Source organism: Micromonospora endolithica (genome assembly GCF_003626595.1).
Taxonomy (GTDB): domain Bacteria; phylum Actinomycetota; class Actinomycetes; order Mycobacteriales; family Micromonosporaceae; genus Micromonospora; species Micromonospora endolithica.
Map to the genome: position 1 here is coordinate 612,059 of NZ_RBAK01000001.1, position 26,463 is coordinate 638,521.

Annotated in this window: 19 protein-coding genes, 1 tRNA gene and 2 pseudogenes; 10 read left to right on the forward strand and 12 right to left on the reverse strand. The window is 72.5% G+C overall.

The features are described from left to right. Nucleotides 1-57: 57 nt before the first annotated feature. Nucleotides 58-1,614, forward strand: coding sequence for a hypothetical protein (locus D7223_RS02720; RefSeq protein ID WP_120724400.1), 1,557 nt, complete (start codon nucleotides 58-60; stop codon nucleotides 1,612-1,614). A gap of 4 nt (nucleotides 1,615-1,618) precedes the next feature. On the opposite strand, the gene coaE is transcribed toward D7223_RS02720, so the two are convergent. Both coaE and rpsA read right to left on the reverse strand, forming a co-directional pair. Beyond that, nucleotides 1,619-2,800, reverse strand: a complete 1,182-nt coding sequence (gene coaE / locus D7223_RS02725; RefSeq protein WP_120724402.1) for a dephospho-CoA kinase — start codon at nucleotides 2,798-2,800, stop codon at nucleotides 1,619-1,621. Between the two features lie 276 nt (nucleotides 2,801-3,076). After that, nucleotides 3,077-4,573, reverse strand: coding sequence for a 30S ribosomal protein S1 (gene rpsA, locus D7223_RS02730; RefSeq protein ID WP_120724405.1), 1,497 nt, complete (start codon nucleotides 4,571-4,573; stop codon nucleotides 3,077-3,079). Nucleotides 4,574-4,960: 387 nt separating this feature from the next. Here rpsA and D7223_RS02735 point away from each other — a divergent pair, with 387 nt between their 5' ends. The 3 genes and pseudogenes from D7223_RS02735 to D7223_RS02745 form a co-directional block, all read left to right on the forward strand. Then, the gene (locus D7223_RS02735; RefSeq protein WP_120724407.1) at nucleotides 4,961-5,761 is read left to right on the forward strand and encodes a class I SAM-dependent methyltransferase; all 801 of its coding nucleotides are present in this window, start codon (nucleotides 4,961-4,963) and stop codon (nucleotides 5,759-5,761) included. A 56-nt stretch (nucleotides 5,762-5,817) separates the two neighbouring features. Beyond that, on the forward strand, nucleotides 5,818-6,423 hold the full coding sequence (locus tag D7223_RS02740; protein WP_238161508.1) for a Uma2 family endonuclease: 606 nt from the start codon (nucleotides 5,818-5,820) through the stop codon (nucleotides 6,421-6,423). 82 nt (nucleotides 6,424-6,505) lie between these two features. After that, nucleotides 6,506-6,853: pseudogene (locus tag D7223_RS02745) on the forward strand (DUF3140 domain-containing protein); the annotation flags it as partial. A gap of 24 nt (nucleotides 6,854-6,877) precedes the next feature. Here D7223_RS02745 and polA read toward each other — a convergent pair. Next, the gene (gene polA, locus D7223_RS02750) at nucleotides 6,878-9,577 is read right to left on the reverse strand and encodes a DNA polymerase I (RefSeq protein ID WP_120724416.1); all 2,700 of its coding nucleotides are present in this window, start codon (nucleotides 9,575-9,577) and stop codon (nucleotides 6,878-6,880) included. A gap of 433 nt (nucleotides 9,578-10,010) precedes the next feature. On the opposite strand from polA, the gene D7223_RS02755 reads away from it, so the two are divergent. Beyond that, nucleotides 10,011-12,851: an AfsR/SARP family transcriptional regulator gene (locus D7223_RS02755; protein ID WP_120724418.1), complete on the forward strand. Its 2,841-nt coding sequence runs from the start codon at nucleotides 10,011-10,013 to the stop codon at nucleotides 12,849-12,851. A gap of 58 nt (nucleotides 12,852-12,909) precedes the next feature. Here the strand turns inward: D7223_RS02755 and D7223_RS02760 are convergent, their stop codons facing one another. The 7 genes from D7223_RS02760 to D7223_RS02790 all read right to left on the reverse strand — a co-directional run bounded on the left by D7223_RS02760 (nucleotide 12,910) and on the right by D7223_RS02790 (nucleotide 20,057). Continuing rightward, a complete protein-coding gene (locus D7223_RS02760; RefSeq protein WP_120724420.1) occupies nucleotides 12,910-13,620 on the reverse strand; it encodes an ABC transporter ATP-binding protein in 711 nt (236 codons plus the stop codon). After that, entirely contained in the window at nucleotides 13,610-14,548 is a 939-nt protein-coding gene (locus D7223_RS02765; RefSeq protein WP_120724423.1) for an ABC transporter ATP-binding protein, read from the reverse strand. The genes D7223_RS02760 and D7223_RS02765 overlap by 11 nt, the downstream gene beginning before the upstream one ends. After that, the gene (locus D7223_RS02770) at nucleotides 14,541-15,719 is read right to left on the reverse strand and encodes a branched-chain amino acid ABC transporter permease (RefSeq protein ID WP_120724425.1); all 1,179 of its coding nucleotides are present in this window, start codon (nucleotides 15,717-15,719) and stop codon (nucleotides 14,541-14,543) included. Before D7223_RS02770 ends, D7223_RS02765 begins: the two co-directional genes overlap by 8 nt. Next, nucleotides 15,716-16,699 carry a branched-chain amino acid ABC transporter permease gene (locus D7223_RS02775; RefSeq protein WP_120724428.1) on the reverse strand — a complete coding sequence of 328 codons (984 nt, stop codon included), beginning with the start codon at nucleotides 16,697-16,699 and terminating at the stop codon, nucleotides 15,716-15,718. Before D7223_RS02775 ends, D7223_RS02770 begins: the two co-directional genes overlap by 4 nt. Nucleotides 16,700-16,762: 63 nt before the next feature. Further along, nucleotides 16,763-17,908, reverse strand: coding sequence for a branched-chain amino acid ABC transporter substrate-binding protein (locus D7223_RS02780; protein WP_120724430.1), 1,146 nt, complete (start codon nucleotides 17,906-17,908; stop codon nucleotides 16,763-16,765). 303 nt (nucleotides 17,909-18,211) lie between these two features. Continuing rightward, nucleotides 18,212-19,381, reverse strand: coding sequence for a hypothetical protein (locus D7223_RS02785; protein ID WP_147252437.1), 1,170 nt, complete (start codon nucleotides 19,379-19,381; stop codon nucleotides 18,212-18,214). Between the two features lie 55 nt (nucleotides 19,382-19,436). Beyond that, complete coding sequence (locus tag D7223_RS02790) at nucleotides 19,437-20,057, reverse strand: ANTAR domain-containing response regulator (RefSeq protein WP_120724434.1); 621 nt, start codon at nucleotides 20,055-20,057, stop codon at nucleotides 19,437-19,439. Between the two features lie 93 nt (nucleotides 20,058-20,150). Between D7223_RS02790 and D7223_RS02795 the strand changes: the two genes are divergently transcribed. The 3 genes and pseudogenes from D7223_RS02795 (at nucleotide 20,151) to D7223_RS33335 (ending at nucleotide 21,005) form a co-directional block, all read left to right on the forward strand. Further along, nucleotides 20,151-20,223, forward strand: a tRNA-Leu gene (locus D7223_RS02795). 35 nt (nucleotides 20,224-20,258) lie between these two features. Then, nucleotides 20,259-20,357 (forward strand): annotated as a pseudogene (locus tag D7223_RS33900) (helix-turn-helix domain-containing protein); the annotation flags it as partial. Between the two features lie 165 nt (nucleotides 20,358-20,522). Further along, nucleotides 20,523-21,005 (forward strand): hypothetical protein, encoded by a 483-nt coding sequence (locus tag D7223_RS33335; protein ID WP_238161641.1) that lies wholly within the window; start codon nucleotides 20,523-20,525, stop codon nucleotides 21,003-21,005. Between the two features lie 158 nt (nucleotides 21,006-21,163). Here D7223_RS33335 and D7223_RS02805 read toward each other — a convergent pair whose 3' ends face one another. After that, nucleotides 21,164-22,342, reverse strand: a complete 1,179-nt coding sequence (locus tag D7223_RS02805) for a trans-sulfuration enzyme family protein (RefSeq protein ID WP_120724438.1) — start codon at nucleotides 22,340-22,342, stop codon at nucleotides 21,164-21,166. Nucleotides 22,343-22,424: 82 nt separating this feature from the next. Here D7223_RS02805 and D7223_RS02810 point away from each other — a divergent pair, with 82 nt between their 5' ends. Together D7223_RS02810 and D7223_RS02815 are read left to right on the forward strand one after the other, a co-directional pair. Beyond that, nucleotides 22,425-22,904 carry an Lrp/AsnC family transcriptional regulator gene (locus D7223_RS02810; protein ID WP_120724440.1) on the forward strand — a complete coding sequence of 160 codons (480 nt, stop codon included), beginning with the start codon at nucleotides 22,425-22,427 and terminating at the stop codon, nucleotides 22,902-22,904. Nucleotides 22,905-22,973: 69 nt separating this feature from the next. Continuing rightward, on the forward strand, nucleotides 22,974-23,984 hold the full coding sequence (locus tag D7223_RS02815; protein WP_186832368.1) for an LLM class flavin-dependent oxidoreductase: 1,011 nt from the start codon (nucleotides 22,974-22,976) through the stop codon (nucleotides 23,982-23,984). Nucleotides 23,985-24,183: 199 nt separating this feature from the next. Here D7223_RS02815 and D7223_RS02820 read toward each other — a convergent pair whose 3' ends face one another. Further along, nucleotides 24,184-26,460, reverse strand: a complete 2,277-nt coding sequence (locus D7223_RS02820; protein ID WP_120724444.1) for a rhamnogalacturonan lyase family protein — start codon at nucleotides 26,458-26,460, stop codon at nucleotides 24,184-24,186. Nucleotides 26,461-26,463 lie beyond the last annotated feature (3 nt).

The following is a 26,463-nucleotide window of genomic DNA, read 5'->3' on the forward strand; positions in this document are numbered from 1 at the left end:
ACGCCGTCGGCCCGCGGCTCCTCGTCACCCCACGGCGGTGAGGCCCGTTCAACATCCGTGACGTCCTCCGCCGGCCCCGGCCCCTCGTCCGGGGTTCCGACCCCCGCCACCGCCGCCGACCGGCTGCCGGTCCCGCCCGGCAGCCGGCGGTCACGCCGCGCGGCCTCGGCCGCCGACCGGCCGCCGGAGGTCACGCCGCCGCCCGCCGACGCCCAGACCGGGACCATCCCGCGGGTGGGGGCCGGTCGCCGGCGTACCGTCCTGGTGTTGCTGGCCATGGTCGCCGTCCTCGCCGCCGGCGGTCTCGTGGCGGGGCTGAGCTGGACACCCGAGCCGTCGGAACCACCCCGGGCGGCGACCGCCGACGAACGCGCCCGGCTGTCCGCCATGCGGGTCACCAACTACCGCGACCTGCGGGCCGGCGTACACGTCACGGCCGGCGCCGGGGCCACCCGCGTCGAACTGGTCGGCTGGGTCGACTGGTCCCGTTCCCTGGCCTACCTGGACGTCGGCGGGCCGGGGGCCGGGGCGGAACGCGGGCTGCTCCAGGCCACCCCGGCGGTCACCGTGCTCCGGCCGGACCCGGACGCGGTACCCACCCCGGCCACGCCGCCCCTGGTACCGCCGGCAGACCGGTGGCGCCTGCACGACCTGCCCGTGAACGGTGGCCTCGGCCCGGTGCTGGACCTGCTCTTCGGGCTCGCCGCCGACCGCCCGGACCCGGCCGGGGATCCCGCCGCCGTGCGCTGGATCGGCCGGGACACCGTCGAGGCCGAGCCGGTGGACATCCTCCAGGCCCCGGCCACCGGCGCCGACCGGGGCGCCGGCGGACAGCCTCGGCACTGGCTGGACCGGGACGCCCGGCTGCACCGGCTGGAGTCCGCGCTGCCCGGCACCGGCCCGGTCACCGTCGTCCTCAACCGGACCGACCGTCCCACCCTCCGGCCGGTCGACCCGCTCGGCGGGCACCCCGGGCTGCCCCGCGTCCTCGGCCCCGCCGAGCAGGGCCGGTGGGACCGGTTGCCGGCCCGGCTGCGCGCCCGTGGCGGTGCCACGGTCACCCTGACCGCCCCGGTCGGCACCCGCACCAACCTGCGCGGCTCCGGCTGGGTCGACTGGATCGGACGGGCCGCGTACCTGACGGTCACCGACCTCGTCGTTCCCGACCGGCGGACGCTGCTGCGGCGCGCCGGCGGGCGTACCACCCGGCAGGCCGCGCCGGCCGGAGTTGTCGGTGGCACCGCCGAGGCAACCGGCCGCCCGCCGTTGCCACCGCCGGCGCGCGGCTGGCGGACCGATCCGGCCCGGGACGAGCTGGCCGTGCTGCTGGACGCGGCACTCGGCGCGGGCGGCGCCGGTCCGGCCGGCACCGTCCGCCGGATCCGCGGCGACAATCTCCACCGCCGGGCCGTGGACGTGGTGGAGGTACGGACGGCGAGAACCGTGCTGCGCTACTGGATCGACCGCGACGGCCTGCTGCGCCGGCTGGAACTGCGTACCGGGGCCGGTGTCTGGGCGCAGCTCGACCTCTCCCCCGGTCGGGTGCCCCGGGTCGGCCCGGCGCCCGCCCGACCGCCCTCGGCACGGCCGCCCGCGACCGCCACCGGCCGCTGACCGGTCAGGGACGCCAACCGGTCTGCGCGGCCCACTCCTCGGCCCGCAACTGCTCCTCGTCGAACCAGGGATCCTTGGCGGTGGCGTAGGCCGCGCCGTCCGGCACCGAGGCGACCAGCTCGCGCTTCAACATCAGGTACGCGGAACGCTGGTCCGGGTCGGCCCGCAGGTGATCGCGCATCAGCAACGCGTACCGCCAGCCGGGCGAGTCGGCCTCCCGGACGTGCAGGTTCACCGGCCGGGCCGGGTCGGCGCTGCCGTGCAGCCGCTTCGGCCACCGGCCGCTGCTCGGCGGGCGGGGCGCGTCCCACCAGTCGCCCGGCAGGCGGGGGAAGCCGGCGTCGGCGAGCCGTTGCGCCAGCGGTCCGTCCGCGTCGGCCAGCCGCGGCACGGTGAGCTGGATGTCGATCACGTCCTTGGCGGCGAGCCCCGGGACGGCGGTCGAACCGATGTGGTCGATCCGCGGGTCCGCCGGGGCGAGGGCGTGCCGGATCCGGGCGGCCAGGCGGGCGTACTGCTGCGGCCACGTCGGATCCGCCTCGACCAACGCCAGCCGCTCCGGTCGGGCCGCCCGCCGCTGGCGCACGTTCGCCTCGTAGGGCCGCAGCCGGGAGTCCCACAACGCGTCCACCGCCGCGTGCAGGTCCGCGAGGCTGCCGTCGTTGGTCAGCACCACGTCTGCCGCCGCCCGCCGCCGGGCGTCGTCGGCCTGCGCGGCGATGCGCCGCTCGGCCTCCGCCCGGTCCATCCCCCGGTCGCGGGCCAGCCGCTCCAGCCGCGTGGCGACCTCGGTCTGCACCACGACCACCAGATGGTACGAGGGCGCGAGCCCCACCTCGACCAGCAGCGGCACGTCGTTGACCACGACCGCGTCCCGTGCCGCCGCCGCGGCCAGCTCGGCGGTACGCGCGCGCACCCGCGGGTGGATGATCGCCTCCAGCCGTCGCCGGGCCGGCTCGTCGGCGAACACGGTCGCCCCCAACGCCGCCCGGTCGAGCGTCCCGTCGGGGCCCAGCACCCGCGCGGAGAAGGTGTCCACGATGGCGGCCAGCCCCTCGGTGCCCGGCCCGACCACCTCCCGCGCCACCACGTCCGCGTCGATCAGCACCGCACCCCGCTCGGCCAGCCGCGCCGACACGGCGCTCTTGCCCGACCCGATCCCACCGGTCAAACCCACCATCAGCACGACATCAGTCAACCGGATCGCCCCCGACCCGCCAAACCGGCCCACCCCGTACCGTCGCGCACCAGCCCGAACGGCGCCGCCGGACACCACACCGAGCCGGGCGGGCGAGCCAGGACGGGCCGGCCGGGCCGGCCGCCGGACAAAGTCCCGTGATCCACCGTGGAGGCCCGCGTCAGCAGGCGGAGGAGGGCGAGATGCGGTGGCGGTGGTAAGGCGAGGGCCCCGCCCCCGGCGATCTCTCGATCGCGGGGACGGGGCCCGTCGTCGTTCAGCGGGTCACTTGCCGCCGGCGAGCTTCTCCCGCAGAGCGGCGAGCGCCTCGTCGGTGGCCAGGGTGCCGGCCGGCTCCTCGGCCTGACGGCTCGGGGCCGTGCTGGTCGAGGTGGTGGTGCCAGCACCGGCGGACACCGGCGGCGCCGGGTTCGCGGCGGCCTCGGCGTCGGCGGCCCGGGAGGTCTGCACCTGCTTGGTGTGGGCCTCCCAGCGCTGACGCGCCTCGGCGTACTGGTTCTCCCAGGTCTCGCGCTGCTTGTCGTACCCCTCGAGCCACTCGCCCGTCTCCGGGTCGAAGCCCTCCGGGTAGATGTAGTTGCCCTCGGTGTCGTACGTCGCGGCCATGCCGTAGAGGGTCGGGTCGAAGTGCTCCTCGCCCTCGACGAAGCCCTCGTTGGCCTGCTTGAGCGACAGCGAGATCCGGCGACGCTCGAGGTCGATGTCGATGACCTTGACCATGACCTCGGAGCCGACCTGGACGACCTGCTCCGGGATCTCCACGTGGCGCTCGGCCAGCTCGGAGATGTGGACCAGGCCCTCGATGCCGTCGTCCACCCGGACGAAGGCGCCGAACGGCACCAGCTTGGTGACCTTACCCGGCACGATCTGCTGGATCGCGTGGGTGCGGGCGAACTGCCGCCACGGGTCCTCCTGGGTCGCCTTCAGCGACAGCGAGACCCGCTCGCGGTCCAGGTCGACGTCCAGGACCTCGACCTCGACCTCCTGGCCGACCTCGACGACCTCGGACGGGTGGTCGATGTGCTTCCAGGACAGCTCGGAGACGTGCACCAGGCCATCCACGCCACCCAGGTCGACGAACGCGCCGAAGTTGACGATCGAGGACACGACGCCCTTGCGGACCTGGCCCTTCTGCAGCTTGTTGAGGAACTCGGTGCGCACCTCGGACTGCGTCTGCTCCAGCCACGCCCGGCGGGACAGGACCACGTTGTTGCGGTTCTTGTCCAGCTCGATGATCTTCGCCTCGAGCTCACGGCCGACGTACGGCTGGAGGTCGCGCACCCGCCGCATCTCGACCAGGGACGCGGGCAGGAAGCCGCGCAGCCCGATGTCGAGGATGAGGCCGCCCTTGACCACCTCGATGACGGAGCCGCGGACGACGCCGTCCTCGTCCTTGATCTTCTCGATCGTGCCCCAGGCCCGCTCGTACTGCGCCCGCTTCTTGGAGAGGATCAGACGCCCCTCCTTGTCCTCCTTCTGGAGGACCAGGGCCTCGATGTGGTCACCGACCGAGACGACCTCGGCGGGGTCCACGTCGTGCTTGATCGACAACTCCCGAGAGGGGATGACACCCTCGGTCTTGTAGCCGATGTCGAGCAGGACCTCGTCCCGATCGACCTTGACGACGGTGCCTTCGACAATGTCGCCGTCGTTGAAGTACTTGATGGTCTCGTCGATCGCGGCGAGGAAAGCCTCCTCGGAACCGAGATCGTCGTGGGTGACCCGGGTGGCGCTCGAGGGGGCCTCGATGCTGCTCGTCATGTGGGCGGTTGCTCCGGTCGGATGGGTTGTCACAGCAGGCGTGGTGTCGCGGTGACCTGTTCGCGCCGACGGATCCGTCGCCGGGCACACCGAACGATCAGCATGTGAAGATCATTGAGTGGCTCCGGTGACCGCACACCTGCTCCCTGCCGAGGCACACGATCCGCGAGCGCATCGTCTAGCCTACCCGCTGCATTACCACAGCGTGCAAGGCCTCCCAGGTCCTCGCTGCCTCGCCACCTGCGAAAGCGGAAATTTCGCCCGGCTCACGCCTCGCCTGTCACCTGCGTCACAGCGGCACCGCGCGAACGGTAGCGCCACCGGAGCGGCGGTCACCCGGCGGGGTGCCGCCCGCCCACCGCCGGGGTCGGGGCCTAGCGTGGGCGGGTGGACGACGACAGCAGGGTGATCCGCCGCCGGGTCGGCGACGCCGAGGTCCGCCGCGCCAACCGCGGCTGGTGGGACTCCGACGCCGACGACTACCAGGCCGAGCACGGGGCGTTCCTCGGCGACCTGGACTTCGTCTGGTGTCCCGAGGGTGTCCGGGAGGCCGACGTACACCTGCTGGGTGAGCTGGCCGGGCGGCGGGTGCTGGAGCTGGGCGGCGGCGCGGCGGCCGGCGCGCGCTGGCTCGCCGCGCAGGGCGCCCGGCCGGTCGCGCTGGACCTGTCCGCCGGCATGTTGCGGCACGCGGCGCTCGCCGCCGGGCGCACCGGCGTACGCGTGCCGCTGGTGCAGGCCGACGCCCTCGCCCTGCCGTTCGGCGACGCGGTGTTCGACGTGGTCTGCACGGCGTTCGGCGCGATCCCCTTCGTGGACGACTCGGCCGCCGTCATGCGGGAGGTGTTCCGGGTGCTGCGCCCGGGCGGCCGGTGGGTGTTCTCGGTGACCCACCCGATGCGCTGGATCTTCCTGGACGACCCGGGCGAGGGCGGACTGACCGCGGTGCACTCGTACTTCGACCGCTCCCCGTACGTGGAGCAGGACGAGCGCGGCGTCGCCACCTATGTCGAGCAGCACCGCACCCTGGGCGACCGGATCCGGGAGCTGGTCGGCGCCGGGTTCCGGCTGACCGACCTGGTGGAGCCGGAGTGGCCGGCGGGCCACGAGGGGGTGTGGGGGCAGTGGAGTCCGCTGCGCGGCCGGCTCTTCCCCGGCACCGCCATCTTCGTCTGCGACAGACCCTGACCGTGTCGCACGTCCGGTGCGACCTGCGGTCCGCGCGGCGGCGGTAGGCTCCCCGCATGAGCGCCGAGCCCATCCCGACGACATCACCTGGCCCCTGGTGTCCGGACCCGATGCGGCAGCAGCGTGCGGACTACACGCTGGAGGACCTGCTCGCCCTGCCGGACGACGCCCCCCGCGTCGAACTCGTCGACGGAGTAGTCCAGGTGACACCCTCCCCCACCCTGGGCCATCAGGACATATCCCTGCTGCTGAGCCTGTGGCTGCGTTCCCACGCCCCGGCTCACCTGCACGTGGCGCAGGCCGTCGGCGTGGTGCTGAGCCACAACACCAGCCGGCAGCCGGACGTGCTGCTGTGCCACGCCGGCCTGCCGGCCGACCGATCCCGGCTGCGGCCGTCCGACGTCGTGCTGGCCGTCGAGATCGTCTCGCCGGGCACCCGGCGGGTCGACCGGTTCGCCAAGCCCGGTGAGTACGCCGCCGCCGGCATCCCGTTCTACTGGCGCGTCGAGCAGGACCCGGTGCACCTGTACGCGTACCAGCTCGGCGACCGGATCGGGCCGGGCGGCGAGCGGCAGTACGAGCTGGTCGACGACGGGGCGGACCTGGTCGTTTTGGTCGAGCCGTTCGACATCAAGCTGCCGATCGCCGAGATCATCCCGTAGCGGCACCCGTTTCCCGGCGACGACGGCGGGTACCCGGACGGCATCGCCGTGAGGACGTTCCACCGACCGGAGGCGCTCCGCCATGAGCAGGAACGACGATCCGCAGCAGACCTATCGGGAGTTCACCGAGGCGGTGAACATGAAGCCCGGCGAGCTGTCGACCTGGCTGGAGACCGAGGAGTCCAAGCAGGTCGGTTGGCACAAGGGCGGCAAGTCCGGCGGCGGTGAGTCGGTCGGCCACGAGTCCGGCCGCCGGATCATCGACCTGCTGCGCCGCAAGCGCGCCGACCTGTCCGACGCCGACTACTCGCACATGCGCAAGGTGATCGGCTACGTGCACCGGCACCTGGCCCAGCGCCCGTCCGGCGACGTCCGGGACACCAAGTGGCGCTGGTCGCTGATGAACTGGGGCCACGACCCGCTCAAGGGCTGAGCGGGTCGTCGTGGTCGACCCTCAGTGGTCGGCGCTGTTCCAGTCGCGGCCCTCGCCGACCGACACCTCCAGCGGCACCGACAGCGGGTAGGCCGCGCCCATCTCCCGCCGCACCAGCGCCTCCAGCGTCTCGCGCTCGCCGGGTGCCACCTCGAAGACCAGCTCGTCGTGTACCTGCAGCAACATCCGCGACCGCAGCCCGGCGTCGCGCAGCGCCGTGTCGACGCGCAGCATCGCCACCTTGATCACGTCGGCGGCGGAGCCCTGGATCGGGGCGTTGAGGGCCATCCGCTCGGCCATGTCCCGGCGCTGCCGGTTGTCGCTGACCAGGTCGGGCAGGTAGCGCCGACGGCCGAGGATGGTCGAGGTGTAGCCGTCGTGCCGGGCGCGGGCCACCACCTCCTGGAGGTAGTCGCGTACGCCGCCGAAGCCGGCGAAGTAGTTGTCCATCAGCCCGCGCGCCTCCTCGGCGGTGATGCCGAGCTGTTGGGCGAGACCGAAGGCGCTGAGCCCGTACGCCAGGCCGTAGTTCATCGCCTTGATCTTGCGCCGCTGGTCGGCGGTGACCGCGCCGACCTCGACGCCGAACACCGACGAGGCGGTGGCGGCGTGGAAGTCGTGGCCGGAGTTGAAGGCCTCCACCAGCGCCTCGTCGACCGACAGGTGCGCCATCAGCCGCATCTCGATCTGGCTGTAGTCGGCGGTGAGCAGGCACTCGTAGCCCTCCCCCACCACGAACGCCCGGCGGATCCGCCGGCCCTCCTCGGTGCGGATCGGGATGTTCTGGAGATTGGGCTCGGTGGAGGAGAGCCGGCCGGTGGCCGCCACCGTCTGGTTGAAGGTGGTGTGGATCCGGCCGTCGTCGGAGACCGACTTGAGCAGCCCGTCGACGGTGGTCTTGAGCTTGGCCACGTCGCGGTGGCGCAGCAGGTGGGCCAGCACCGGGTGCGGGTTCTGCGCGTAGAGCCACTGCAGGGCGTCGGCGTCGGTGGTGTAACCGGTCTTGATCTTCTTGGTCTTCGGCAGGGCCAGCTCGCCGAAGAGGATCTCCTGCAACTGCTTGGGCGAGCCGAGGTTGAACTCCCGCCCGACCGACTCGTAGGCGCCCTGCGCGGCGGCCTTCACCTCGGCGGCGAAGTGGGCCTCCAGCTCGGAGAGGTAAGCGGTGTCGGCGGCGATGCCGGTGCGTTCCATGCCCGCGAGCACCCGCATCAGCGGCAGTTCCACCTCGGCCATCAGCCGCGCCGACTGCTCACCGTCGCGGGACAGCTCGGCGTCGATCGCGTCGGCCAGGTCGAGGGTGGCCCGCGCCTGGAGCATCAGGTTCTGCTCGGCCACGCCGTCGTCGCCGAGCCCGTCGAGGGTGAGCTGGCCGGTCTCCGGGGCGTCGACCCGCAGCTCCCGGTGCAGGTAGCGCAGGGCCAGGTCGGTCAGGTCGTACGAGCGCTGGTCGGGCCGGGCCAGGTAGGCGGCGATCTGGGTGTCGCGGGCGATGCCCTGCAACGACCAGCCGTGCGCGGCGAAGGCCAGCACCGCCGGCTTGCTGTCGTGCAGCACCTTGGGCCGCGTCTCGTCGGAGAGCCAGGCGGCGAAGGCCGCCTCGTCGGCCGCTTCCAGGCCGGCCGGGTCGAACCAGGCCGCCGCCCCACCGGCGGCGGCCAGGGCCAGCCCGGTGATCGACGCGGTGTGCCGGCGGTTGGGCCCGGTGTCGAGCTTCGTGGCCAGGCCCACCGTGGTGCCGGCCGGGGCGTGGGTCTCCAGCCAGCCGGCGACCGCGCCCGGCGCGGCGAGCACCTCGCCGGTCAGGTCGAAGCCGGACTCCGCCTCCGGCTCGACGGCCTCCAGGTATTGGTAGAGGCGGTCGCGCAGGATGCGGAACTCCAGCGTGTCGAAGACCTGGTGCACCGCCTCCCGGTCCCAGCCCTGCCACCGGGCGTCCTCGGGGCGCAGCGGCAACTCCAGGTCGGAGACCAGGCAGTTGATCTCGTAGTTGCGGATCACGTCGGCCAGCCGCTCGCGCAGGCTGTCGCCGGCCTTGCCCTTGATCTCGTCGGCGCGGGCCACGACGCCCTCGAACCCGCCGTAGGTGTTGACCCACTTCGCCGCGGTCTTCGGGCCGACGCCGGGGATGCCGGGCAGGTTGTCGCTGGTCTCCCCCACCAGGGCGGCCAGGTCGCGGTAGCGCTCGGGGCGCACGCCGTACTTCGCCTCGATCGCGGCCGGGTCCATCCGGGCCAGGTCGGAGACGCCCTTGCGGGGGTAGAGCACGGTGACCTGGTCACCGACGAGCTGGAAGGCGTCCCGGTCACCGGTGCTGATCAGCACCGACATGCCCTGGTCGCGGGCCTGGCAGGCGAGGGTGGCGATGACGTCGTCGGCCTCGTAGCCCTCCCGCTCCACCACCGGGATGCGCAGCGCCGCCAGGACCTCCTTGACCAGGCTGACCTGGCCCTTGAAGTCGGTCGGCGTCTCGCTGCGGCCGGCCTTGTACTCCGCGTACTTCTCGGTGCGGAAGGAACGGCGGGAGACGTCGAAGGCGACCACGATGTGGGTCGGCTGCTCGTCCCGCAGGACATTTATCAGCATCGAGGTGAAGCCGTAGACCGCGTTGGTCGGCTGACCCGTCGTGGTGGAGAAGTTCTCCACCGGCAGGGCGAAGAAAGCCCGGTATGCCATGGAATGTCCGTCGACGAGGAGCAGGCGCGGCGTCGTAGCTGTCACGGCAGCGACTCTAGCCCGTACGCCCGACATCCCCGGCCCTGACATGGCCCGGACCGGCCGACCGAGCCGCAGGACCGACCGGGACGGGAAGGAAACGGGAAGATCCGCCGCCGACGCTGGTAGGCCGGGGCGACCGGCACGCCGATCCGGCGTCGCCGGCCGCAGCATGCCGACCTGCCGGACCGACGGTGCGGGCGGCGGGCCTCGTTCGGGGGCGGGCGGACCACCGCGGTCCGCCCGACAGGCCCGTCCTCCGCCGGGCACCGGGGCTGGCCGGCACGGCGCCGCGCCGGCACACCGAACCACCCGCAGGCCACGGCGACCGGCGGTGGCTGCCGGTGACCGCCCCGTCGACCCAGGGTGGCCCGTCCGGTGGCCGGAGAGCGGACGCGTACTAGGCTGACGCTTCCGCCGTCCCGTCGCGCCCTCGGGGATGCCCTTGGAGCTCCGCCTGCTCGGTCCGATCGAACTTCGCCACGGCCCGCACGTGATCGTCCCCGGCCGGCGGATGCACCGGCTGCTGCTCGGCCTGCTGGCGATGCGGACCGACAGCATGGTCCCGACCAGCGAACTGGTGGACTCGTTGTGGCAGGACCGGCCGCCCCGGAGCGCCCGCTCGATGATCCACTCCCGGGTCTCCGAGCTGCGCGCCGCGCTCGCCGCCGCCGGCCTGGGCGAGGACCGGCTCGCCATCGTCACCGCCCGGGACGGCTACCGGGCGGTGCTCGATCCGGAGGCGGTCGACGTGCACCGCTTCCGCCGGCTGCTGGCCGGCGCGCGGGGCGACGGGGAACCCGACTGGCCGCACCGGCGTGACCTGCTCCAGGAGGCGGTCGGCCTGTGGCGGGGACCGGCCTTCGGTGGCTGGCTGCCGAGGAGTCCCGCGCCACCGGAGGTGCAGGCCCTCGACGAGGCGCGACTCACCGCCCTGGAGCTGTGGCACGAGGCGAGGCTGCGCTCCGGCACCTCCGGCGCGACCCTGGTCGACGAACTCGCCCCGCTGGCGGCCCGGCACCCGAGCCGGGAACGTCTCACCCTGCTGCTGATGCGGGCCCTCGCCGACTGCGGCCGGAGCGGCGAGGCGTTGCACGCCTACGAGCAGCACCGCCGGTGGTTGGCCACGGAACTGGGGGCCGACCCGGGTCCGGAGCTGCGACAGCTGCATGTCGACCTGCTCCGGGCCGCCGCTCCGGCGACCGCGCCGACCGGGACGGCGACCGGGCCGACCGGCACAGCGAGCGGGAGGACCGGACCGGCGACCGGACCGGCGGGTTCGGCACCGACGTCGTCAGCGCCGGCACAACTGCCGGCGGCGCCGGCCGGTTTCGTGGGTCGGCACGGTGAACTGGATCGGCTGGACCGCAGCGCCGACGCCGGGGCAAAGGTGGTCGCCCTGGTCGGTCCGCCCGGCGTCGGCAAGACCGCGCTGGCCCTGCGGTGGGCCCACGAGCAGGCCCGCCGGCCGGGCCGCTCCGGGCACCTGCACGCGGACCTGCGCGGCAACGACGGGGCGCATCCACCGACCCCGGCCGCGGTGCTGGAGCGGTTCCTGCGCGCGCTGGGCGTATCCGGCGACGCCATCCCCGCCGAACCGGAGGAACGCGCCGCCCGGTACCGCTCCGAGCTGGCCCGGCGGTCCATGGTGGTGGTCCTCGACAACGCGGCGACCTCCGGGCAGGTCCGACCGCTGCTACCCGGAGCGGGCGACAGCCTGGTCGTGGTGACCAGCCGGCATCGTCTCGACGGACTGGTCGCCACCCACGGCGTCGCGCGGATGCAGGTGGAGCCCCTCGACGAGGAAGAGGCCTGCGCGTTGCTCGCCCGCGCCGGTGGCGACGGCCGGCCGGTCCCGACCGACCCGGCCCTGCTGCGCCGGCTGGCGGCGCTGTGCGACCGGCTGCCCCTGGCACTGCGGATCGCCGCCGCCCGGCTGGACGCCGACGGAGGCGCCCGGGCGCTCGCCGACCGGCTCACCGACGAGAACTCCCGGCTCGGCCTGCTCGCCTCCGAGGACGTGTCGGTGCGCGCCGCCCTCGCGGTGTCCGTCGGCAGCCTGCCCGCGCCGGCCCGCTCGCTGTTCCGACTGCTCGGTCGGCATCCCGGGCAGCGGCCGTCGACCGACGCCGCGGCGGCACTGGCCGACCTGCCACCGGCCCGGACCCGGGCGCTGCTCGACCAACTGGCCGCAGCCCACCTGGTGCACGAGCTGGACGAGGACCGCTACCAACTGCATGATCTCGTCCGTCTCTTCGCCGTCGAGCGGGCCGACGCCGAACTGCCCGACCACGACCCGGCCCCGGTCCGCCTGCTCGCCTGGTACCGGGACGCCGCCAACGTGGCGGACCGTACGCTGCGGCCGGCCGAGCGGCCCAACTTCGACTCGGGCCCGCCCGACCCGCCGGTCCGGTTCGCCACCCCGGGCGCCGCGTTGGCCTGGCTCGACCAGGAGGCGGACAACCTGGTCGCCGCGGTGCGGGCCGCCGCCGCGGAGCAGCCCCGCCTGGCCTGGCAGATCGCCGCCGCGCTGTACGGCTGGCTGTTCCGCCGGCACCACCGCGACCGCTGGGTGGAGCTCTACACGCTGGCCGTGCGGGCGGCCCGGGACGCCGGTGACGACAGCGGCGAGGCACTGATCGCCGGCCGGCTGGCCATTCCGCTGAGCCTGCTCGGCCGGCACGACGAGGCGGGGCGGTGGACCCGGCGGGCGTACGAGCTGCGCCACGCCACCGGTGACCGGCTCGGCGCGGCGACGGCCCTGCTGAACCTCGCCGCGATCGAGAACAACGCCGGTCGCCCCGAGGAGGCGATCCGCCGGCTGACCGAGGCCGAGGAACACAGCCGCACCCTGCCCGACGCCACCCACCTGCGCGCGCTGGTACGCAGCAACCTCGGTGAGGCCCACCTCCTCGCCGGACGGCACCGGGAGGCGGAGGTCCACTACACCGCCGCGCTGGGCATCGCCGAGAACGGCTGCGGACCGCGCGACGTGGCGGAGATCCTGGTCGGGCTGGCCCGCACCCACCGGGGCGCCGGAGATCCGGCGGGAGCCCTGCCGTACGCCGTGCGGGCGGTGGAGCAGGCCCGCGCGGCCGGCGACGTGCTGGTCGAGGCGGAGGCCCGGGAACAGCTCGGTCGGGCCCGGGTCGAGCGGGGCGACCGGGCCGGTGGGCTGCACGAGCTGCGGACGGCCCTGGCGGCGTACCGGCAGAAGGGCCATCGCGGCACCGCGGACCTCGCCCGGGACGTCGCCGCGCTGGCTGACCACCGGCGTTGAAAACGGAAGGTCCCGGCGCGGCGACCGCCGCACCGGGACCTTCCGTCACGCGTACGCGTCAGGCCACGCCGAGGTACGCCTCCTTGACCGCCGGGTCGTGCAGGAGGTCCTGACCGGAGCCCTCCTTGACGATCCGCCCGGTCTCCAGCACGTAGGCCCGGTGGGCGCGGGACAGCGCCTGCTGGGCGTTCTGCTCCACCAGCAGGACCGTGGTGCCCTGCTGGTTGATCTCCGTGATGATGTCGAAGATCTGCCGGATGACCATCGGGGCCAGACCCATCGACGGCTCGTCCAGCAGCAGCAGCTTCGGCCGGCTCATCAGCGCCCGACCGACCGCGAGCATCTGCTGCTCGCCGCCGGACAGGGTGCCACCGGGCTGCTTACGCCGCTCCCGCAGCCGCGGGAACATCTCCAGCACGCGCTCCAGGTCGGCCGCGATGCCGGCGGAGTCCCGCCGGGTGTACGCGCCCATGTCCAGGTTCTCCAGGACGGTCATGCCCGGGAAGATCTGCCGCCCCTCCGGGGACTGGCACAGGCCCCGGACCACCCGCAGGTCGGCGCGGAGCTTGCTGATGTCCTCGCCGTTGAAGGTGATCCGCCCCGCGGACAGCGCCCGGGTGCCGGAGATGGCCCGCATGGTGGTGGTCTTGCCGGCGCCGTTCGCGCCGATCAGGGCCACCACCTCACCCTCGTTCACGGTGAGGCTGATCCCGTGCAGCGCCTCGATCCGCCCGTAGGACACGGACACGTCGGCAAGCTCAAGCAGCATCGGTGGACTCCCCCAGGTAAGCGGCGACCACCCGCGGGTCCCGGCTGACCTCAGCCGGCGCCCCCTCGGCGATCTTCCGCCCGAACTCCAGCACCACGATCCGGTCCGTGACACCCATGACCAGGCGCATGTCGTGCTCGATCAGCAGCACGGTGACACCCATGTCCCGGATCTTGCGGATCAGTTCGAGCAGCTCCTCCTTCTCGGCCGGGTTGAACCCGGCCGCCGGCTCGTCCAGGCAGATCAGCTTCGGCTCGGTGCCGAGCGCCCGGGCGATCTCCAGCCGCCGCTGGTAGCCGTACGGGAGGTTGCGCGCCGCGTCGTTGGCCCGGTCGGCGATGCCGACGAACCGGAGCAGCTCCATCGCCTTGGCCTCGGCGGCCCGCTCCTCCAGCACGTGCCGGGACAACCCGAACGTGCCGGCGAACGAACGACGCAGCTGCTGCCAGGTGCGGGCCAGCCCCGACGTGGCGGTGACCTCCGGCAGCTCCTCCGGCTTCGGCCGCTTGCGCGGCACCCGGAACAGCGCGCCGGGCACGCTGGTCTTGTGCCGCGAGTCGGTGCCGACGATGACGTTCTCCAGCGCGGACATCTCGGGGAACAACCGGATGTTCTGGAACGTCCGGGAGATGCCCATCCGGCTGATCTGGTGCGGCTTGCGGCCGGTCACCTGCTCGCCACCGAACCGCACCGCGCCCGACGTCGGCTTGTAGACCCCGGTCATCACGTTGAAGCAGGTGGTCTTGCCGGCGCCGTTCGGGCCGATCAGGCCGAGGATCTCACCCTCGTGGATCTCGAAGCTGATCCCGTCGAGGGCGACCACGCCGCCGAAGCGCAGCGTGACGTTGTCGATCTCCAGTAGCGACCGGCGCGGTCCCGGCTGCGCCGGGATCTTCGGCGCCGCCGTGGTGGTGGTCTCGTCAGACATGAGCGGGCGCCTCCTCTGCCTCCGCCGCGCGGTCCTTCAACTCGCGGGTCCGCCGCCGGCTCGGGATCAGGCCCTGCGGACGCAGGATCATCACCAGCACCATGGCCAGACCGAACGCCAGCCAACGGTAGTCGGCGATCTCCCGGAACCGCTCCGGCAGGTACGCCAACAGCACCGCGCCCAGCGACACGCCGACCATGTTGCCCGAGCCGCCGACGACGACCATCGCGACGAAGAGGATCGACAGGTTGACGTTGAACTGGGTCGGGTCGATGAACGCGTACCGGCTGGCGAAGAGCATGCCCGCCAGGCCACCCAGGGCGGCGCCGATGGCGAACGCCCAGAGCTTGAACTTGAACGGGTAGACACCCATCACCGCGGCGGCGTCCTCGTCCTCGCGGACCGCGAGCCAGGCCCGGCCCACCCGGCTGTGCTCCAGCCGGCGGACGGCGAAGACCATCACCACCACCACCGTGATCGCCAGCCAGTACCACGGCTTGACGTCGACCAGGCCGAAGAGCTGGTTGTCCGTCGACGGCGGACCCTCCGGCCCGGGAATCGCCGAGATGCCCTGCGGACCGTTGGTGAGGCTCTCCGAGTTCCGCGCGACGATCCGGATGATCTCCCCGAAGCCGAGCGTGACGATGGCCAGGTAGTCACCGCGCAACCGCAGCGTCGGCCAACCCAGCAGCACCCCGGAGATGAGGGTCAGCACCAGCGCGAGCATCGCGCAGATCGCCCAGGTCACCGCCCAGGTCTGCGGCAGGTCGAACTCCCGCTGGAACCACTTGACCACCGGCGAGTTCACCGAGCCGAACAGACCCACGCTGTACGCGCCGATGGCGAAGAAGCCGATGTAGCCCAGGTCGAGCAGACCGGCCAGACCGATCACCACGTTCAGGCCGACCGCCACCAGCACGTAGACGGCGCAGGTGAACAGCACACCGGCCCAGTTGCTGCCACCGTCGATCGAGTCGGTGCGCAGGTTGTTCAGACCCGGGACGACCAGGTTGCCGGGCAGCTTGCCCAGCCACGGCAGGCAGTAGACGAACACGATCAGGGCCACGCCGGCCAGCCTGCGCTGCCACTTCGGCAGCGCCCGCCACCGCTCCCCGATCCCACCCAGCGCGCCCACGCGCCGGCGGTCCAGACTGCGAATCTTGTCGATCATGCTCGGGCCCTCCCCAGCGACTCGCCCAGCAGGCCGGTGGGACGGAACATCAGCACCACGACCAGCACGACGAACGCGATGACGTCCTCCCACTCCGAGCTGAAGAGGGTGGCACCGTAGACCTCGACGAGGCCGAGGAACAGACCGCCGACCAGCGCTCCGCGCAGGTTGCCGATGCCACCGAGCACGGCGGCGGTGAACGCCTTCAGGCCCAGCACGAAGCCGATGCTGCTCTGGGTGATACCGAACCGCATGCTCCACAGCAGGGCGGCGGCGCCGGCCATGATCCCGCCGAGCACGAAGATCAGCATGATCACGCGCTCCTGGTTGACGCCCATCAGGGCCGCCGTCTCCGGGTTCTGCGCGACCGCCCGCACTCCCCGGCCGTACCGGGTGCGGTTGATGAACCAGTCCAGGGCCGCCATCATCGCCAGGACGGACACGAAGACGATCAGCTGGATGTTGTTGATCTCGATCCCGGCGATCTCGATGACCGTCTTCTGTTCGAGGATCGTCGGCATGCCGAGGATGATCCGCTCCCGCGAGAACATCGAGGGCACCGCGCCACCGAGCAGCCGCGGCAGCAGCAGGCCGAAGACCTCCACCAGGACCAGCGACACGCCGATCGCGGTGATCAGGAAGATCAGGGGCGGCGCGTTCTTCCGCCGCAGGGGTCGGTAGGCGATCCGTTCGATCGCCAGGGCGGTGCCGCCGGAGGCTATCGCCGCCACGATCAGACCGAGCACCAGGAAGAGGATCGCCTGGCCGATCGGGGGGTTGTTCTCCACACCGAACGCGGTCCACAGGCCCAGCACCGCGAAGGTGCCGACCATGAACACCTCGGAGTGGGCAAAGTTGATCAGACGCAGGACGCCGTAGACGAGGGTGTAGCCCAGGGCGATCAGGGCGTAGATGGCCCCCTTGGACAACCCGTCGACGGTGTGCTGGCCGAAGTGGCCGAAGAGGTCGTCGAAATTCACCAGGTCTCCTTGCATCGAATACGGCCGGGGCCAAGACCCCGGCCGTACTCCCATGACATGACGTCAGCTGAGCTTGAGCTCCTGCAGCGGCTCGAACGCCGTGCCCTTGATCTGGTAGGACCAGATGACGACCTTGGTCGGGTCGACGTCACCGTTCTCCGCGAACTTGACGTACTTCGACACGCCCTGCTTGTCGTAGGCCTTCACGAACGCCAGGATGTCGGCGCGGCTCTTCTTGCCGTCCTTGAACGCGTCCACGTAGATCTGCGCGGCGTCGAAGCCCTCCGCACCGTAGGAGCCCGGCGCCTGGCCGTACGCCTTCTGGTAGTCGGCGGCGAAGCTGCCACCGGCCTTGTCGGCCGGGAGGCACGGGCAGGTGATGATGCTGCCCTCGGCGCCACCGGAGGCACCCTCGGGGAACGCCGGGTCGTACAGACCGTCCGGGCCGACGAACTTGGCCTTGATGCCGGCGGCGCGCATCTGACGCACCAGCGGCGCGGCCTCACGGGTGTAGCCGCCGTAGAACACGAAGTCGGCACCCGCGGCCTTGATCTTGGCGATCGTCGGGTCGAACTGCGACTGCCGCTCCTGGATCTTGTCGCTGCCGGCGAGGAGCGGGCCGAGGTTCTTGCCCAGCTCGGCGGTGATGCCCGCGCCGTAGGCGCTGCCGTCGTCGATCATGAAGACCTTGGTCGCGTTCTGCGACTTCACGTACGTCGACACCGCGCCACCCTGGGTGGCGTCGTTGCCGACCACCCGGAAGAAGGACTTGTTGCCCTTCGAGGTCAGGTCGGTCCGGGTCGCCGACGGGCTGACCATGGCAAGGCCCGCGGCCTCGTAGACCGGCATCGTCGCGTCGGTCTCGGCGGAGAAGTGGCCACCGATGACGCCGAGGAACGAGGCGTCACCGGCGACCTCGTTGGCGATCGGGGTCGCCTGCGCCGCGTCGCCCTGGGTGTCGAACTCCTGCAGGGTGATCTGGCAGTCGGCGTTCGCGTCGTTGTGCTGCTTGATGGCGAGCTTCGCGCCGTTGAGCGACGGCAGCACCAGACCCGCGTTGTCACCGCTGAACGCGCCGAAGATAGCGATCTTGCCGCCACACTCGCCGGACGCGGTGTCGTCACCACTGGTGTCCTGGCACCCTGCGGCGGCAACCAGCACCGCGGCAAGCGCGGCAGTACCCAGCGCCCTTGAATAGCTTCGCCTCACGGCTTCCTGACCTCCTCGAGAAGCAGGTGGGCGATTGATTCCGAGAGTTGGCGACAGGACAGCCCGCACCACCACCACCCGGCAGGGACGCCCCCTGCGTTACGGCTCGTGATGGCGGAGCGTACCGACACTCCTACGGTCTAGGAAGGCCTGGGAACGGGGTCTGCGAAACCGTTACGAAGACGTGCGGGATCAAGACGATCGCCGTAACAGGTCAATCCCCTGACCGGTCCTTAGACCCGCACCCATCCAAAACGTGAGACAGTTTCGGCCCCACCGACAGCGGCCTTGACCAGCATGCGGTCAGTCCACCGCCGACGCGGGCGCCGACCACAGCGCCCCACCGCCGCCATCGTCGGTGGCCATCCACCAACGGTCACCCACCGCAACCATCGTCACGTCCCGATCCGGCCCCGCCGGCACCGCCGCCGGCAGCGCCACCTCCCGCCACGACCCACCCCGGTCGCCGGACACCCACAGCCGGTGCTGCCGCCCGTCGGAGACCGCCGCCAGCAACCGGCCCCCCGCACCGGCCAACCCGGCAACCGTCGGCACACCCTCCCCCGGCCGACCGAAACCACCCCCGGCGACCCACCCGCCCGACTCCTCCCGCCACGCGCCGAACGTCCGCCCGCGCAGCCCCACCGCCACCGCACCGCCCTCGACGGCCACGACCCGCTGCAACTCCTCGTACTCGGTCGTGCCCGGCAGCGTCGTCCGCCGCCAGGTCCGCCCGTCCGCGGACACCCAGGCCACCGGATCCCGGTCGATCCGCCCCTTGGCCAGCACCCCGCCCACCGCCAGCCAACCCCCGACCGTGCCGGTGCCGTCGAACGCCCAGGTCACCCCGCGCCCGTCCGAGGCCAACTCCGGCGCGCCCTCCAGCAGCGCGAACTCCGCCGCGTCCGGCGACACCCAGGCCGCCGCCCCGCTGGACCGGTTGCCCACGATCAACCACCCGCCCGGCCCGCCGGACATCCGGGACACGTTCACCGCCGTCGGGCCGCCGTACGTCTCGAACGACGCCGACACCTCCACCAGCGCGCCGTCCGCGCGCTGCCGCCAGGTGCTCACCCGGGGATAGCCGTGCGCGCCGCCGACCTTCGCGCCCACCATCGCCGGCACACCCTCGCGGCAGCCCACCGACAACAGGACGTTCTGCCGGCCGTAGAACGACTCCGCCACCACCGACAGCGACGACCACGCCGAACCGTCGGCACTCACCCAGGCCGCCGGCCGGGTGGCGCCCGCCGCGTCGGCGACACCGCCCACCACGAACCACCGGCCGGCGCACGCCACCGCGTCGCGCAGCAGCACCCGACCCTTCGGACCCGGCGGGTCGGGCAGCGTCAGCCGCTGCCAGGCCACCTCGGCCGGCGCGGGAACGTCACCGTCGACCCGGGGCGCGGAATCACAGCCGGACAGCAGCACGGCGGCCACGCCGAGCACCGCCCACCACCACCGCCTGCGCATGGATCCGATGCTATCGATCGGCGGGCCGCGGCGGTGACCCTCGGACGCGTACGACTCAGGTGGCCGGCCGGGCCACCTCGCCGCCGGCGGTCTCCGCGAGGATCCGCTCGGCGACCTCCTTCATGGTCATCCGGTGGTCCATCGCGGTGCGCTGGATCCACTTGAAGGCCTGCGGCTCGGTCATCCCGTAGGTCGTCATCAGCGCGCCCTTGGCGCGCTCCACCGTCTTGCGGATCTCCAGCCGGTCGGTCAGGCCGGCGACCTCCGCCTCCAGGGCGGAGATCTCCGAGTAGCGGGACAGCGCGATCTCCACCGCCGGGACCAGGTCGCTCTTCTGGAAGGGCTTCACCAGGTACGCCATCGCGCCGGCCGCCCGCGCCCGCTCCACCAGGTCACGCTGGCTGAACGCGGTCAGGATGATCACCGGGGCGATCCGCGCGCCGGCGATCCGCTCGGCGGCGGCCAACCCGTCCATGATCGGCATCTTGATGTCGAGGATGACCAGGTCCGGCTTGAGGTCCTCGGCCAGCCGGACGGCGGTCTCGCCGTCACCGGCCTCGCCGACGACCTCGTAACCCTCCTCGACCAGCATCTCGGCGAGGTCCAGCCGGATGAGCGCCTCGTCCTCGGCGATCAGTACGCGCCTGCGCTCGGCATCCGTCTGCGTCTCGGTCACGAGCCACTCCCACCAGTCTGTGCCCGACACCCGACCGGCCGGGTGCCACGACCCATAGCGTAGTAGGTAACCTGTTCATGCCGAGAGACCGAAGCCCCTGTAGTCCAATGGCAGAGACGATGCACTCAAACTGCATACAGTGTGGGTTCGAATCCCACCGGGGGCACCGAAGATGTCATACGTGTGTTCGAAGATGCTCGTGTGCATCCACCCGAGATCCGCGCGCAAGCTTTGGAGATCTTCCTGGCCGGCGCCACAGTGGCCGATACGGCCCGCGCTGTCGGGGTCTCCTATCCGACAGTACGACACTGGTGCAAGATTCGAGCCGAACCGAAGCTGGCGAGCACCGCACTGCGCTGCTTCCGATGCCGGCGGGACGCCGGCATCGGAAGCCACGCCCACTATGCCTACCTACTAGGCCTCTACCTGGGCGACGGCCATCTGACCACCTCTTCCCGGGTTCCGGTGCTCCGGATCTCGTGCAGCAATGCATGGCCCGGCCTGGTCAGCGCCTGTGACGACGCGATGCGGGCCGTACTGGCCCGTAACGTGCAACGGGTCCAGCAACCTGGCTGCGTCAGCGTCCAGAGCAGCGGCACCCACTGGCCGTGTCTGTTCCCGCAGCACGGGCCGGGAAAGAAGCACGAGCGGTCCATCGTCCTCGCCGACTGGCAGCGCGAGATCGTCGAGCGACACCCCGGTCATTTCCTGCGCGGCCTGTTCCACTCCGACGGCTGCCGGTTCAGCAACCGGGTCACCACCCGCGGCAAGGAGTACGTCTACCCCCGCTACATGTTCAGCAACGAGTCGGCCGACATCATGGCCCTGTGCAGGTGGGCGCTGGACCTGCTCGACATCGCCTGGCGGATGAACCGCCGCAACTGCCTGTCGGTGGCCCGCCGGGACGCGGTCGCCGCCCTCGACCGTCACGTCGGCCCGAAGTCCTGACGGCGGCACGCTCCCGGCCGGCCTCCGTCCGTCCGACCCGGCGAAGATCCCCTCGACTTCAGTGAAGTCGGGCTGACAGACCGACCCGGACACCCCGACATCAGTGAAGCCGAGTCGATCAGTGAACCGGCGGGGCGGTCGGGCCGTCCCGGGGGCCTTCAGGCGAGTCCGGCGAGCGCCTGCTTTAGGTCGGCGCGCAGGTCCTCCGGGTCCTCCAGCCCCACCGACAGGCGGAGCAGTCCGGCGGCCGGCTTCACCTCGCCCCGCACCGGCCGGTGGGTGAGCGACGCCGGGTGCTGGATGAGGGTGTCGACGCCGCCGAGGGAGACCGCGTGGGTGATCAGCCGGCAGCCGTCGGCGACGGTCGCCGCGGCGGGCGCGCCGCCGCGTACCTCGAAGGCGAGCAGGCTGCCCGGGCCGGAGAGCTGGCGGCCGACCAGCCCGGCCGGGTCGTGCAGCGACGGGTGGTGCACGCGCGCGACGGCCGGGTGGGTGGCGAGCCAGGCGGCGAGTTTCTCCGCGCCGGCCTGTTGGGCGCGGACCCGCAACGGGAGGGTTTGCAGGCCGCGGTGCAGCAGGTACCCGCCGAGCGGGTGCAGGACGGCGCCGGTGAGGGCGCGGACCTGGCGCAGCCGGGCGGCCCAGTCGGTGTCGCAGGCGACGACGCCGGCCAGGACGTCGCCGTGCCCGCCGATGCTCTTGGTGGCGCTGTGCAGGACGAGGGCGGCGCCGTGTCGGGCGGGTCGCTGGAGGACCGGGGTGGCGACGGTGTTGTCGACCAGCAGGGGCACGTCGCCGGCGGCGCGGGCGAGGGCGGCGATGTCGACCAGGTCGAGGGTGGGGTTGGCCGGGGTCTCGGCGACGACCAGAGCGGTGTCGGGGCCGACGGCGGTGGCGACCTCGTCGGGGCGGGCCCAGGTGACGGTGGTGCCGAGCAGGCCGGTGGCGAGCACGTGGTCGGTACCGCCGTAGAGGGGGCGGACGGCGACGACGTGTCGTTTCCCGTCGCGGGTGGCGGCGAGCAGGGTGGCGGTGAGGGCGGCCATCCCGCTGGCGAAGGCGACCGCTTCGGCGGTTTCCTCCAGGGCGGCCAGGGCGGTTTCGAAGCGGGCCACGGTGGGGTTCCAGAGCCGCTGGTAGACGGCGCCGCCGTCGGCCGGGAGGGTGCCTCCGGTGGCCAGGGTCTCGTAGGCGGCGCCGCCGGCGTCGACCGAGGGCAGCGGGTTGGTGGTGGAGAGGTCGATCGGCGGTACGTGGACGCCGAGGGCGGCGAGGTCGTCGCGGCCGGCGTGCACGGCTCGGGTGTCCACGGTCGTCATGCCGGAAGGATCGAACATCCGGTCGTCAGCAGGCAACAGATCAGAAGGAGATTCTGTTAAGGCCCTAGATCAGGTGGATTGTTCGGTGCAGGATGATCGCATGCCCCTCGCAGCGAATGATGTGCGGCCGTACGCGGCCCTGGACGACACCGACCGCGCGATCCTGGCCGAGTTGACCGCCGACGGTCGGCTACCGAACAACGCGCTCGCCGAACGGGTGGGGGTGGCGCCGTCGACGTGCCTGACGCGTACCCGGGCGCTGCGCGACTGCGGGGCGATCCGCGGGTTCCACGCCGAGGTGGATCCGGCGGCGTTGGGCCTGCCGTTGCAGGCGCTGGTGTCGGTGCGGTTGACCGCGCACGCGCGGGCGGCGGTGGACGCGTTCCGGGCCCGGTCGGTGCGCCTGCCGGGGGTGGTGTCGGTGTTCCATGTGGCGGGCGCGGAGGACTACGTGCTGCATGTGCGGGCGGCGTCGTCGGCGGCGCTGCGGGACTGGGTGCTGGACCACCTGGCGGTCGACCCGGCGGTGCAGCACACCCAGACCAGCCTGATCTTCGAGCAGGCCCGGGGCGTGGGCTGAGCGGCGGCTCCGGCGTGGGATGCGGCACGATCCGGAACAAACCCGGCGCGCGGTGGGTTGGTGTCCCATGTGATCGACGTACCCCTGTCTGTTCTTGACCTTGCGCCGGTGGCGGCCGGCGCCTCCGCCGGCGACGCCCTCCGGCACACCACCGAGCTGGCCCGGCGCACCGAGGAGCTGGGCTATCACCGGTTCTGGGTGGCCGAACACCACAACATGCCGGCGATCGCCTCGTCCGCGCCGGCGGTGCTGCTCGCGCACCTGGCCGCCAACACCGGCACCATCCGGTTGGGTTCCGGTGGCGTGATGCTGCCCAATCACGCCCCGCTGGTGGTGGCCGAGCAGTTCGGCACCCTGGAGGCGCTGCATCCGGGCCGCATCGACCTGGGCATCGGGCGGGCGCCCGGCACCGACCAGGTGACCGCGTTGGCGCTGCGCCGGACGATGGAGGGGTTGTCCGCGGAGGGGTTCCCCCGGGAGTTGGCGGACCTGATGAACTACTTCAGCGGTGACCAGCCGGGGCCGATCACGGCGACGCCCGGCCGGGGTCAGCAGCCGGCGGTATGGCTGCTCGGGTCCAGCGGTTTCAGTGCCCAGCTGGCCGGCCTGCTGGGGTTGCCGTTCTCGTTCGCGCACCACTTCAGCGCGCAGCACACGCTGCCCGCGCTGGCGCTGTACCGGCAGAGCTTCCGGCCGTCCCGGTGGCTGGAGAAGCCGTACGCGATGGTCGCGGTGAACGCGGTGTGCGCGGACACCGACGAGCGGGCCGAGTGGCTGGCCGGGCCGGCCGGGTTGTCGTTCCTGCGGCTGCGTTCGGGGCGTCCGGAGCCGTTGGCCACGCCGGAGGAGGCGGCGGCGTACCCGTACACCGACGTGGAGCGCGAGTTCATGGCGCAGCGCCGGGAGGGGCAGGCGACCGGGTCGCCGGAGACCGTCGCCCGGCAGCTCGGTGACCTGCTGGCCCGGACCGGGGCGGACGAGCTGATGCTCACCACGCTGGTGTACGACATCGGCGACCGGGTGCGCTCGTTCGAGCTGATCGCCGAGAAGGTGGCCGGTGGCCTGCGCCGGAAGGTCTGAAACACGATCTTCATGTCGGCGTCACCCGGCCGACCCGGATGGCGCATAGTTTTGTGTCCGGTGGTGGTACGGCATTCCCGGTCGGGACGGGTCGGGGATGCCGCGGTGTGGCGCACCGGGCCGGAGCTGAGCGGATTCCGCGGCTGCGGCCCGGTGCCTCACCGTAGGCGGTCCCGACGGGGAGCGCCAGGGTCGCCGCTCAGCGGAGGTGGATCCTCGGGGTGGGCGGGGCGGCCATGCCGTCGCCGATGAAGAACCCGGGGTGCGGGGGCTGGTTGTAGGCGGTGTTCTGCCAGGCGATGGCCACCCGATACTGCGGGTCGTGCATCAGGGTGTGGATCCGGGTGCTGGTCGGCGTCGGGGTGCTGTAGATCCGTAGGGCCCGGCTGTCGCTGGTGCGCCAGACGACCTCCTCCCGCCAGTCACCGAGGAGGTCCGCCGACAGTGCCGGGGTGGACTTGGTGCCGTTGTTGGCGGCCACGCCGCTGCCGGTGAGCAGCCGGGTGTCGCCGCCGGTGCCGTACTTGTCGATCCGGGTGGCGTCGAGCAGTTCGCGCACCGGGTCGCCGTCCCACCAGATGAGGAAGTTGGTGGACGACGGCTTGCGGCCGACGTTCTGCCCCCGCGTGTTGAGCAGGCCGGACACCGCCGACGACCAGGACTCGGCGCCGGGGCTGCCGGCCCAGATGTCGCCGGAGACGCCGCGGCCGTTGTCGCCGCCGGTCGCGGTGGACCAGAGGACCTGACCGGTGCGGGCGTCGGCGAACCAGGAGCTGGGCTTGCTGCCGTCCTCGCTGACCTTGAAGTACTCCAGGCCGGGGCGGGACGGGTCGAGGTCGCCGACGTGCCCGGCGTCGCCGTGGCCGTGGCCGGTGGACCAGAGCAGCCGGCCGTTGTCGTCGATGGTGGCCGCGCCGTACACGATCTCCTGCCGGCCGTCGGCGTCGACGTCGGCGACGGACAGGCTGTGGTTGCCCTGGCCGGCGGCGGCGGAGTTGCCGGAGGCGTTCGAGTCGAACGTCCACCGCCGGGTGAGGGTGCCGTCGCGGAAGTCCCAGGCGGCGATGACGGCCCGGGTGTAGTAGCCCCGGGCCATGATCAGCGAGGGTCGTTCGCCGTCCAGGTACGCGGTGCCGGCGAGGAACCGGTCGACCCGGTTGCCGTAGTTGTCGCCCCAGGAGGACACGGTGCCGCGCGGCGGGTCGTAGTTGACGGTGGACAGGGCGGCGCCGGTACGACCGTCGAACATGGTCAGGAACTCGGGTCCGGCCAGGACGTACCCGGAGGAGTTACGGTGGTCGGCGGAGGAGTTGCCGATCACCTGTCCGGTGCCGGACCGGGTGCCGTCGGCGGTCTTCATGGCCACCTCGGCGTCCCCGTCGCCGTCGTAGTCGTACACCTGGAACTGGGTGTAGTGCGCGCCGGCACGGATGTTGCGGCCCAGGTCGATCCGCCACAGCCGGGTGCCGGTCAGGGTGTACGCGTCGACGTACACGTTGCCGGTGTAGCCGCTCTGCGAGTTGTCCTTGGCGTTGGACGGGTCCCACTTGACGACGAACTCGTAGCGTCCGTCGCCGTCGAGGTCGCCGACGCTGGCGTCGTTGGCGGAGTAGGAGTACGACTCCCCGCCCGGCGTGCTGCCGCCGGCCGGCACCTGCAACGGCACGTCGAGGTAGCCGGCCGGGAACTGTGCCGCCGACGCGGAGGCCGGCTGTTCCGCGCCGTTCACCACGGCCCGCACGGTGTACGCGGCACCGGCCGGCGCGCCACCGTCGAGGTAGTTGGTGGCACCGGTGATCGGGCTGGCGTTGACCCGGGTGGCGCCCCGGTAGAGGTTGAAGGAGACGCCGCTGACCTCGGTGCCGAGCAGCCGCCACGAGACCAGGTTGTCGCTGCCGGACCGGACGCTCACCAGGCCCCGGTCGAGATCCTCCATCTGCACCCCTCCGCTGGTCGGCGGCGGCGTGGTGGGTGGCGGGGTGGTCGGTGGGGCGGTGGTGGGCGGCGGGGTCGTCGGCGGGGTGGTGGTGGGTGGCGCGGTCGTCGGCGGGGTGGTCGGCGCGCCGGTGCAGGTGGTGCCGTTGAGGGCGAAGGTGGCGGGCGCCGGGTTGCTGCCGCCGGTCCAGGACCCGTTGAAGCCGAACGTGGTGCTGCCGTTGGTGGGGATCGCGGCGTTGTAACCGGCGTCGCGCGCGTTCACCTGCGCGCCGGACTGGGTGACGGTCGCGTTCCACGCCTGGGTGACCTGCTGGCCGCCGGTGAAGGTCCAGGTCAGGGTCCAGCCGGCGACCGGGTCGCCGAGGTTGGTGACGGTGACGTTGGCGCCGAAGCCGCCCTGCCACTGGCTGCTGACCTGGTAGTCGACGCGGCAGCCGGCGGCGGCAGCCGAGGCGGCGACGGTGGCGACCGTGCCGGCGGTGAGGGTCGCCGCCGTCGCTGCGGCGAGCAGCGCGAGGCGACGGGGGGAGACGTGCATGGG